The following is a 9,864-nucleotide window of genomic DNA, read 5'->3' on the forward strand; positions in this document are numbered from 1 at the left end:
TCAATTGGTAATTACCAGCTAGCCTTTTTCAAGCCAGGCACTTCACCGCGCATGGCGGCTTCACGCAGCTTGATACGGCTCAACCCGAATTTGCCCACATAACCATGTGGACGGCCAGTTTGGCGGCAGCGGTTACGCTGACGGGACGGGCTGGAATCACGCGGCAGAGTTTGCAGCTTGAGAACCGCATTCCAACGATCTTCGTCGGAAGAGTTCACACTAGAGATGATAGCTTTTAATTCCTCGCGTTTAGCGCGGTATTTATCAGCCAGTTTTACGCGAACGACTTCGCGTGCCTTCATCGATTGCTTAGCCATGAAGTAACCCTACCTTACTTGCGGAACGGGAAGTCAAAGGCAGCCAGCAGAGCACGGCCTTCATCGTCAGATTTCGCAGTAGTGGTAATGGTAATATCCAAACCACGAACGCGATCGACTTTGTCATAGTCGATTTCTGGGAAGATGATCTGCTCACGAACGCCCATGCTGTAGTTACCACGACCGTCGAATGACTTAGCGGACAGGCCACGGAAGTCACGGATACGAGGTACAGCAATAGAGATCAGACGCTCAAAGAACTCCCACATGCGTTCGCCACGCAGAGTTACTTTACAGCCGATCGGATAGCCCTGACGGATTTTGAAGCCTGCAACAGATTTGCGTGCTTTGGTGATAAACGGTTTTTGACCGGAGATTGCTGCCAGGTCAGCTGCTGCGTTATCCAGCAGTTTCTTGTCAGCGATCGCTTCACCAACACCCATGTTCAGGGTGATCTTCTCGACCCGAGGGACTTGCATGACAGAATTGTAGTTAAACTCAGTCATGAGTTTCTTAACTACTTCGTCTTTGTAGTAATCATGCAGTTTCGCCATCGTACTACTCCAAATTACTTGATAGTTTCGCTGTTAGACTTGAAGAAACGGACTTTTTTGCCGTCTTCGAATCTAAAGCCTACACGGTCAGCCTTGCCGGTGGCAGTGTTGTAAAGCGCAACGTTGGAAACCTGAATAGCGGCTTCTTTTTCAACGATGCCACCTGGTTGGTTCAGAGCCGGAACCGGCTTCTGATGTTTCTTCACCAGGTTGATACCTTCAACAATGACCTTGCCAGAAGACAGGACATTCTTAACTTTACCGCGCTTACCTTTATCTTTGCCGGTCAGCACGATAACTTCGTCATCGCGACGGATTTTAGCTGCCATTTTTCGCTCCTTAGAGTACTTCTGGTGCCAGAGAGATAATTTTCATGAACTTTTCAGTACGAAGTTCACGAGTTACCGGCCCAAAAATACGCGTTCCGATAGGCTGCTCGCTGTTATTGTTCAGAATAACGCATGCATTACCATCGAAGCGAATGACAGAACCGTCCGGGCGACGAACACCCTTCTTGGTGCGCACCACTACCGCCTTCAGCACATCACCTTTCTTAACCTTACCGCGAGGAATTGCTTCCTTGATGGTAATTTTGATGATATCGCCTACGCCTGCGTAGCGACGGTGCGAGCCACCCAGAACCTTGATACACATTACGCGACGTGCACCGGAGTTGTCGGCGACGTTCAGCATAGTCTGTTCTTGGATCATTTTAGTGCTCCGCTAATGTCAACTACTACTTCGGGACCTGATTCAGGTCGTATAAAAGCCCCATTATTGAGGGCGCAGCATTATAACACCGCATCTCGCATATGGGTAGAAAAAATAAACGACTCATATCGAGTCGATATTTGATCCTCTAAATTGAGGAACGCGACATTCTAAGGAATTGTTCACCCGGTAGCAATCGTAATCTGCACACTTCTTCAGCTTGATGGGGGTTTAAAGGCGTAATTCTGGAAACGGCTCGTAAAAAAGACGGTTTTCTGACCGTCTTTTGTGCCGATTTTCACTGCTCAGGGATAAAGCGTGGCGGCGAGCGCATTGTGCTGCGCAACGGTTTTGTCCAAATCCATCACCGTCATCTGCCCTTTCTCGACCACGACTCTGCCATTAATCACGCTGTAAGCTACCGTTCCTGGATTGCAAAAGACCAGCGCCGCCAGCGGATCGTGTCCGGCGCCTGCCAGGCCGGGACGATTCAGATCGAAAGCGACGATATCCGCCATCATACCGGGCGCAATGGCGCCGACATCGTCACGGTTCAACACTTTTGCGCCGTTAAGCGTCGCCAGTTCCAGCGCCTGCCTGGCCGTCATCGCATCCGGGCCGAAGCCAACCCGCTGCAACAGCATCGCCTGACGCACTTCCGCTATCATATCCGCCGTGTCATTTGACGCCGAACCATCCACGCCCAATCCCACATTCACGCCGGCATTGAGCATGGTTCTTACTGGTGCGATACCGGAGGCCAGCCGCATATTGGAACAGGGGCAGTGTGCAATGCCCGTGCCGGTGCGGGCAAAAAGGTTAATGCCGTAATCGTCCAGCTTCACGCAGTGGGCATGCCACACGTCATGCCCGACCCAGCCCAGCTCTTCAACATACTGCGCCGGCGTACGGTTGAATTTTTCCTGGCTATAGCGAACATCGTTATCGTTTTCCGCCAGATGAGTGTGCAGAGACACTTTATAGCTGCGCGCCAGGCTGGCCGACTCCCTCATTAAATCCTGAGTGACGGAAAAAGGCGAGCAAGGCGCCACTACGATCCGCAGCATCGAGCCGCGTCGGGCGTCGTGATAACGCTCAATGACCCGCTGGGTGTCGGTCAAAATTGCCGCTTCGTCTTCCACCAGGGAATCCGGCGGCAGTCCTCCCCTGCTCTGCCCCAGGCTCATGCTGCCGCGACTGGCATGAAAACGCATTCCCATCCGGGCGGCGGCGTCAATACTGTCATCTAATTTACAGCCACCAGGATAAAGGTAAAGATGATCGCTGGTCGTGGTGCAGCCGGACAGGATCAGCTCGGCCATCGACATCATGGTCGAAACGCGGATCATCTCCGGCGTCATTTTCTGCCAGATGGGATAAAGGTTGCTGATCCATTTAAACAGCTCGCCATCCTGGGCGGGAGGAATGACCCGTGTCAGGCTCTGGTACATATGGTGATGGGTATTGATCAGCCCGGGAATGGCAATGTGTCCCTTCAGATCGATGACCTCATCTGCCTGCTGCGGTAGCTCTTCGGCTTTGCCGACCGCCGTAATAACATTGCCTTTTATCAATATGCTGCCGTGACGGATCTCTCGCCTTTCGTGATCCATAGTGGCAATCATATCGGCGTTTTTCAGCAGCAGCGTCCGGTCAGGTTTTACGGGATGATGCTCTTTAGCCGGGGCCGCAGAGGGCGAGACGGCAAAAAGTTTAGAGGAAGCGGCAAGCAGCGGTAGAGTCAGCAGCAGCCGACGGGTCTGGTCTGGTTGATTGTGCATAATTACTTTCCATGTCGTATTCCCGATCCAGGGCTGACTACCCACGCGCCCTGCGCAAGTCCGCCCGGCAGCGCCGAACGATAAGCTTATCTTAAGCATTATGGAAAGATTAAACGTGATCGGGATCATCGGGCGGCTGCCGCAATCGGCGAGCATTCATTGATGAGGGTTTTGCAGAGGGAAAAGCGGGAGAGCAGAAAAGAAAAAACCCCCGCAAGCGGGGGTTTTTCAGAGAGAAGAAGTTCTTACAGAACCGCTTTCTCTACAACGCGAACCAGGGTCCAGGACTTAGTCTTGGACAGTGGACGGCATTCACGGATTTCAACCTTGTCGCCGATACCACATTCATTGTTCTCGTCATGTACGTGCAGTTTAGTCGTACGCTTAATGAACTTACCGTAGATAGGGTGTTTCACGAAACGTTCGATAGCTACAACAATGGATTTCTCCATTTTGTCGCTAGTCACACGACCTTGCAGAGTACGGATTTTATCGGTCATTACGCACCCGCCTTCTCAGTCAGTAAAGTCTTAACGCGTGCAACATCACGGCGAACATTTTTCAACAGATGAGTCTGTTGCAGTTGGCCAGATGCTGCCTGCATGCGCAGGTTAAACTGCTCACGCAGCAGGTTAAGCAGCTCAGTGTTCAGCTCTTCAACGCTTTTCTCACGCAGCTCAGTTGCTTTCATTACATCACCGTCTTAGTTACAAAGGTGGTTTTGATAGGCAGTTTTGCTGCTGCCAGCTTGAATGCTTCACGGGCCAGCTCTTCCGGAACACCGTCCATTTCATACAGGACTTTACCAGGCTGGATCAGGGCAACCCAATACTCAACGTTACCCTTACCTTTACCCATACGCACTTCCAGCGGCTTCTCGGTAATTGGTTTGTCCGGGAATACACGGATCCAAATTTTACCTTGACGCTTAACTGCACGGGTCATAGCACGACGTGCTGCTTCGATCTGACGAGCAGTCAGACGACCACGGCCAACAGCTTTCAGACCGAAAGTACCGAAGCTAACATCCGTACCCTGCGCCAGACCACGGTTGCGGCCTTTGTGCACTTTACGGAATTTTGTACGCTTTGGTTGTAACATCAGCGACTCTCCTTACTTACGGCCTTTACGCTGCTGCTTTTTAGGTTGAGCAGCCGGTTCCGGTTGTTCAACAGCAGCCATACCACCCAGGATCTCGCCTTTGAAGATCCATACCTTAACGCCGATTACACCGTAAGTGGTGTGCGCTTCAGAGGTGTTGTAGTCAATGTCAGCACGCAGGGTGTGCAACGGCACGCGGCCTTCACGGTACCATTCGGTACGCGCGATTTCAGCACCGCCCAGACGGCCACTAACTTCAACTTTGATCCCTTTAGCGCCCAGACGCATTGCGTTCTGTACAGCACGCTTCATCGCACGACGGAACATCACGCGACGCTCCAGCTGTGAAGTGATGCTGTCAGCAACCAGTTTAGCGTCCAGTTCCGGTTTACGGACTTCGGCGATATTGATCTGTGCAGGAACGCCAGCGATATCCGCTACGACCTTGCGCAGTTTTTCTACGTCTTCGCCTTTCTTACCGATCACGATGCCAGGACGAGCGGTGTGAATGGTCACACGGATGCTCTTAGCCGGACGCTCGATAACGATACGAGAAACGGACGCCTTAGCCAGTTCTTTAGTCAGGAACTGACGTACTTTAAAGTCGCTGTCCAGGTTGTCAGCGAATTCTTTGGTATTTGCGAACCAGGTAGAGTTCCAGGGTTTAACAATACCCAGGCGAATACCATTAGGATGTACTTTCTGACCCATTGCTAGTCTCCAGAGTCTCAGCGATCGGACACAACCACAGTAATGTGGCTGGTGCGCTTCAGGATGCGATCTGCACGACCTTTTGCACGCGGCATAATGCGCTTCATGCTTGGGCCTTCGTCTACGAAGATCTTCGTGACTTTCAGATCATCAATGTCAGCGCCATCGTTGTGTTCGGCGTTAGCAATGGCAGATTCCAGAACTTTCTTGACCAGTACAGCCGCTTTCTTATTGGTGTAGGTCAAAATGTCCAGAGCCTGCGACACTTTCTTACCGCGGACAAGATCTGCTACCAGGCGAACCTTCTGAGCAGAAGAACGAGCGTGGCGATGTTTAGCGATAGTTTCCATCTCTTCCTCCTGTTAGCGTTTCTTGGCTTTCTTATCAGCAGTGTGACCGCGATAAGTACGAGTCGGTGCAAATTCACCCAGTTTGTGACCGACCATTTCGTCGGAAACAAAGACAGGAACGTGCTGACGACCATTATGGACAGCGATGGTCAAACCGATCATGTTAGGGAAGATCGTTGAACGACGGGACCAGGTGCGCAAAGGCTTCTTGTCTCCGCTTTCCACCGCTTTCTCTACCTTCTTCAGCAAGTGCAGGTCAATAAAAGGACCTTTCTTGAGAGAACGTGGCATGGCTTATCCTCTAAAATTATTTGCTACGGCGACGTACGATAAATTTATCAGTACGCTTGTTGCTACGGGTCTTCTTACCTTTAGTCTGCAGGCCCCAAGGTGAAACAGGGTGCTTACCAAAGTTACGACCTTCACCACCACCGTGCGGGTGATCGACTGGGTTCATCGCAGTACCGCGAACGGTAGGACGAACACCACGCCAACGAGCTGCACCGGCTTTACCCAGAACGCGAAGCATGTGCTCAGCGTTGCCGACTTCGCCCAGGGTCGCGCGGCAGTCGGATTCGACTTTACGCATTTCACCAGAACGCAGACGCAGGGTAACGTAGGAACCTTCACGCGCAACGATCTGCACGTAAGCACCGGCTGAACGGGCAATCTGACCGCCTTTGCCTGGTTTCATTTCTACGTTGTGTACGGTGGAACCCACTGGGATGTTGCGCATCGGCAGGGTGTTACCCGCTTTAATCGCCGCATCAACGCCAGACTGAATCTGGTCGCCAGCTTTCAGGCCTTTAGGGGCCAGGATGTAACGGCGCTCGCCGTCTTTGTACAGAACCAGCGCGATGTTCGCGGAGCGGTTCGGATCGTACTCAAGACGTTCAACGGTAGCCGGGATACCATCTTTGTTGCGTTTGAAGTCAACAATACGGTAAGCCTGCTTGTGACCACCACCGATATGACGGGTAGTGATGCGACCATTGTTGTTACGGCCACCGGATTTGCTGTTTTTTTCTACCAGCGGGGCAAATGGTTTGCCCTTGTGCAGCTCCGCGTTTACCACTTTAACTACGTGGCGACGACCCGGAGATGTCGGTTTACATTTAACAACTGCCATTGTTCTTCTCCTCCGACTTACTCAGCGCCGCCGACGAAGTCCAGATTCTGGCCTTCTTTCAGGGTGACGTAAGCTTTTTTCCAGTCGTTACGACGGCCAATACGCTGTCCGGAACGCTTAACTTTCCCTTTCATGACCAGGGTGTTAACTTCCTTCACTTCCACTTCGAAAAGCTTCTGTACAGCGGCTTTGATTTCTGCTTTGGTCGCGTCTTTAGCAACTTTGAGAACGATGGTGTTGGTTTTTTCCATCGCAGCAGACGCTTTTTCAGATACGTGCGGCGAGCGCAGTACTTTCAGCAGACGTTCTTCACGGATCATGCCAGCATCTCCTCAACTTGCTTAACTGCATCAGCAGTCATAACGACTTTGTCGAAGGCGATCAGGCTAACTGGGTCGATACCCGCTGCATCACGTACGTCAACCTTGTACAGGTTGCGAGCGGCCAGGAACAGGTTCTCTTCCAGTTCGCCAGTGATGATCAGCACGTCTTCCAGCGCCATGTCTTTCAGTTTCTCTACCAGCAGCTTAGTTTTAGGCGCTTCCAGAGAGAACTGCTCGACAACGATCAGACGATCTTGACGTACCAGCTCGGACAGGATGCTTTTCAGCGCGCCGCGGTACATCTTTTTGTTAACTTTTTGACTGTGGTCCTGCGGCTTCGCAGCGAAGGTCACGCCACCGGAACGCCAGATTGGGCTCTTTGCAGAACCTGCACGCGCACGGCCGGTACCTTTCTGGCGCCACGGCTTTTTGCCGGAACCAGTTACTTCAGCACGGGTCTTCTGAGCACGGGTACCTTGACGGGCACCTGCTGCATAAGCAACAACAACCTGATGTACCAGCGCTTCGTTGAAATCACGACCGAAGGTAGTTTCGGAAACAGTCAGCGCGCTTTGCGCGTCTTTCAATACTAATTCCATTGCTATCCCCTTACGCCTTCACAGCTGGTTTAACAATCAGGTCGCTACCGGTTGCACCGGGAACTGCACCTTTAACCAGCAGCAGGTTGCGCTCAGCGTCAACACGTACTACGTCCAGGCTCTGAACGGTTACGCGCTCATTACCCAGCTGGCCTGCCATTTTCTTGCCTTTGAACACTTTGCCCGGAGTCTGGTTCTGACCGATAGAACCCGGAACGCGGTGAGACAAGGAGTTACCGTGAGTAGCATCCTGAGTACGGAAGTTCCAGCGCTTAACAGTACCGGCAAAACCTTTACCTTTAGATGTGCCAGTCACGTCAACTTTTTTCACGTCAGCGAAAATATCAACGTTAATGCTCTGGCCTACGGTGAACTCGTCGCCTTCAGCGGTACGGAATTCCCAAAGACCACGGCCAGCTTCTACGCCAGCTTTAGCAAAATGGCCTGCTTCAGGCTTGGTGACGCGGTTTGCTTTTTTAGCACCGGCAGTTACCTGGATAGCAGTGTAGCCGTCGTTTTCCAGGTTCTTAACCTGAGTCACGCGGTTTGCTTCAATTTCGATCACGGTTACTGGGATAGATACGCCGTCTTCAGTGAAGACGCGGGTCATGCCCACTTTTTTACCGACTAAACCAATCATTGTTTCAACCTCTCAATCGCTCAATGACCTGATTAACCCAGGCTGATCTGCACGTCAACACCTGCAGCCAGATCCAGACGCATCAGAGCATCAACCGTTTTTTCAGTTGGCTCAACGATGTCAACCAGACGCTTGTGAGTGCGAATTTCATACTGATCGCGCGCATCTTTGTTGACGTGCGGGGAGATCAGAACGGTAAAGCGCTCTTTGCGGGTCGGCAGAGGAATTGGACCACGAACCTGCGCACCAGTGCGCTTGGCAGTCTCAACGATTTCTGCGGTCGATTGATCGATCAGACGATGATCAAACGCTTTAAGACGGATACGGATTCTTTGGTTCTGCATGAGACCAGAGCTCCAATTATTTATAAACGAAAAAAATTACTACTCACACCCATTACGATTGATGGGGGAGTGTAATCGTCTGCACATAACTCCCCGATTGGGAGTATTGTCAGGGAGCTAATTGCTCGCCTGCGGTTCAGATTGAACCGGGCCGTCATTTCTGACAGGCCCGCGCATTATACGTACGTGGGCGGGCTTTGCAAGGTGTTTCTTGCCGTCATCGCTGCATGAAGGGGATAATGAAAGAGGGATAAGAGGACGGCAGAGACAAAAATGCCGCCGAAGTTACTGTTTCGGCGGCGTATATTTATTCAGCAACATGGGCCCTGCTATTCCACTTTTATTTGTGACTGGAGATAGTTCTGCACACCGATTTTCGCGATCAGCTCCAGCTCGGTTTCCAGAAAGTCGATATGGTGCTCTTCATCTTCCAGAATGACGATCATCATATCGCGGCTGACGTAGTCGTGAACCTTGTCGGCATAAGAGATAGCCTCGCGCAGATCTCTGGCCCCTTCCAGTTCCAGCGCCAAATCTGAACGCAGTATCTCCTCAACGTCTTCGCCAATGCGTAACCGCCCCAAATCCTGCAGGTTAGGCAGGCCTTCGAGAAAAAGAATGCGCTCTATATATTTATCCGCATGTTTCATCTCGTCGATCGACTCGTGATACTCAATATCGTTAAGGCGCATCAGTCCCCAGTTTTTGAACATCCGCGCGTGCAAAAAGTACTGGTTGATGGCAACCAGCTCATTTCCAAGCAGTTTGTTTAAATGACTTATGATTTTGGCATCGCCCTTCATCTTGCTTCCTCCGCTTCCGGTTATTCAGATCGTAGATGCACAATCCGGGAAGTCAAAAAAGCATGACAAATTGCAGGGGATTATCAGGCAATCTCTTTATACAGCGGCGCGTTCGGCAGCTCTTCATTCATGATGTCGTGCGCCAGGCGCAGGCATTTGCCGCACTGCTTGCCCACAGGGAGGAGCTTGCGCAGCTGCTGGATAGATTTGGGCTGGTAGCGGCGAACCACTTCACGAAGGGTTTTGTCGCTGATGGCGTTACACAGGCAGACGTACATAATTTTATTCCGGTACAAATAACGATCAAATTGTAAATGAGAATCGTTTTTATTTCAACCTGAACGCGGTTTCCTTTCTGACCCTGCGCTTTCTGAATAGCGCCCATAAAAAAAGAGCACCGAAGTGCTCTTTTTATCAGCAAGCAGAGCGAACTCTGCCGTTATCTACAATTAAGCGATAACTTTAGCAACAACGCCCGCGCCAACGGTACGGCCGCCTTCA

The 9,864-nt window shown here is 51.5% G+C and carries 18 protein-coding genes; all 18 read right to left on the reverse strand.

Annotated features, from left to right (window positions below):
* Positions 1 to 11 precede the first annotated feature (11 nt).
* Positions 12 to 317 carry a 30S ribosomal protein S14 gene (gene rpsN / locus AB6T85_RS23475; RefSeq protein WP_052902737.1) on the reverse strand — a complete coding sequence of 102 codons (306 nt, stop codon included), beginning with the start codon at positions 315 to 317 and terminating at the stop codon, positions 12 to 14.
* 14 nt (positions 318 to 331) lie between these two features.
* A complete protein-coding gene (gene rplE, locus AB6T85_RS23480; protein WP_024966584.1) occupies positions 332 to 871 on the reverse strand; it encodes a 50S ribosomal protein L5 in 540 nt (179 codons plus the stop codon).
* 14 nt (positions 872 to 885) lie between these two features.
* Positions 886 to 1,200, reverse strand: coding sequence for a 50S ribosomal protein L24 (rplX, locus tag AB6T85_RS23485; protein WP_020322770.1), 315 nt, complete (start codon positions 1,198 to 1,200; stop codon positions 886 to 888).
* Between the two features lie 10 nt (positions 1,201 to 1,210).
* Positions 1,211 to 1,582: a 50S ribosomal protein L14 gene (gene rplN, locus AB6T85_RS23490; protein WP_002919748.1), complete on the reverse strand. Its 372-nt coding sequence runs from the start codon at positions 1,580 to 1,582 to the stop codon at positions 1,211 to 1,213.
* 305 nt (positions 1,583 to 1,887) lie between these two features.
* Positions 1,888 to 3,363 (reverse strand): 8-oxoguanine deaminase, encoded by a 1,476-nt coding sequence (locus tag AB6T85_RS23495; RefSeq protein ID WP_301730888.1) that lies wholly within the window; start codon positions 3,361 to 3,363, stop codon positions 1,888 to 1,890.
* Positions 3,364 to 3,608: 245 nt separating this feature from the next.
* Positions 3,609 to 3,863 (reverse strand): 30S ribosomal protein S17, encoded by a 255-nt coding sequence (gene rpsQ, locus AB6T85_RS23500; RefSeq protein WP_024966581.1) that lies wholly within the window; start codon positions 3,861 to 3,863, stop codon positions 3,609 to 3,611.
* Positions 3,863 to 4,054: a 50S ribosomal protein L29 gene (rpmC, locus tag AB6T85_RS23505; protein WP_024966580.1), complete on the reverse strand. Its 192-nt coding sequence runs from the start codon at positions 4,052 to 4,054 to the stop codon at positions 3,863 to 3,865. The genes rpsQ and rpmC overlap by 1 nt, the downstream gene beginning before the upstream one ends.
* Entirely contained in the window at positions 4,054 to 4,464 is a 411-nt protein-coding gene (gene rplP, locus AB6T85_RS23510; protein WP_002438716.1) for a 50S ribosomal protein L16, read from the reverse strand. Before rplP ends, rpmC begins: the two co-directional genes overlap by 1 nt.
* A 12-nt stretch (positions 4,465 to 4,476) precedes the next feature.
* Positions 4,477 to 5,175, reverse strand: a complete 699-nt coding sequence (rpsC, locus tag AB6T85_RS23515) for a 30S ribosomal protein S3 (protein WP_002919766.1) — start codon at positions 5,173 to 5,175, stop codon at positions 4,477 to 4,479.
* A gap of 17 nt (positions 5,176 to 5,192) precedes the next feature.
* Positions 5,193 to 5,525, reverse strand: a complete 333-nt coding sequence (rplV, locus tag AB6T85_RS23520) for a 50S ribosomal protein L22 (RefSeq protein WP_000447532.1) — start codon at positions 5,523 to 5,525, stop codon at positions 5,193 to 5,195.
* 12 nt (positions 5,526 to 5,537) lie between these two features.
* Complete coding sequence (rpsS, locus tag AB6T85_RS23525) at positions 5,538 to 5,816, reverse strand: 30S ribosomal protein S19 (RefSeq protein ID WP_013204132.1); 279 nt, start codon at positions 5,814 to 5,816, stop codon at positions 5,538 to 5,540.
* 16 nt (positions 5,817 to 5,832) lie between these two features.
* A complete protein-coding gene (rplB, locus tag AB6T85_RS23530; protein WP_125290981.1) occupies positions 5,833 to 6,654 on the reverse strand; it encodes a 50S ribosomal protein L2 in 822 nt (273 codons plus the stop codon).
* Between the two features lie 17 nt (positions 6,655 to 6,671).
* A complete protein-coding gene (gene rplW, locus AB6T85_RS23535) occupies positions 6,672 to 6,974 on the reverse strand; it encodes a 50S ribosomal protein L23 (RefSeq protein WP_125290982.1) in 303 nt (100 codons plus the stop codon).
* Positions 6,971 to 7,576, reverse strand: a complete 606-nt coding sequence (gene rplD / locus AB6T85_RS23540; protein ID WP_125290983.1) for a 50S ribosomal protein L4 — start codon at positions 7,574 to 7,576, stop codon at positions 6,971 to 6,973. The genes rplW and rplD overlap by 4 nt, the downstream gene beginning before the upstream one ends.
* A 10-nt stretch (positions 7,577 to 7,586) precedes the next feature.
* The gene (rplC, locus tag AB6T85_RS23545) at positions 7,587 to 8,216 is read right to left on the reverse strand and encodes a 50S ribosomal protein L3 (protein WP_301253465.1); all 630 of its coding nucleotides are present in this window, start codon (positions 8,214 to 8,216) and stop codon (positions 7,587 to 7,589) included.
* Between the two features lie 32 nt (positions 8,217 to 8,248).
* Positions 8,249 to 8,560, reverse strand: coding sequence for a 30S ribosomal protein S10 (gene rpsJ / locus AB6T85_RS23550; protein WP_001181005.1), 312 nt, complete (start codon positions 8,558 to 8,560; stop codon positions 8,249 to 8,251).
* A gap of 329 nt (positions 8,561 to 8,889) precedes the next feature.
* Positions 8,890 to 9,363 (reverse strand): bacterioferritin, encoded by a 474-nt coding sequence (gene bfr / locus AB6T85_RS23555; protein WP_125290985.1) that lies wholly within the window; start codon positions 9,361 to 9,363, stop codon positions 8,890 to 8,892.
* Positions 9,364 to 9,446: 83 nt separating this feature from the next.
* A complete protein-coding gene (bfd, locus tag AB6T85_RS23560; RefSeq protein WP_125290986.1) occupies positions 9,447 to 9,641 on the reverse strand; it encodes a bacterioferritin-associated ferredoxin in 195 nt (64 codons plus the stop codon).
* Positions 9,642 to 9,864: the final 223 nt, after the last annotated feature.

This window comes from Erwinia aeris, assembly GCF_041224955.1.
GTDB classification, from domain to species: Bacteria; Pseudomonadota; Gammaproteobacteria; order Enterobacterales; family Enterobacteriaceae; genus Erwinia; species Erwinia aeris.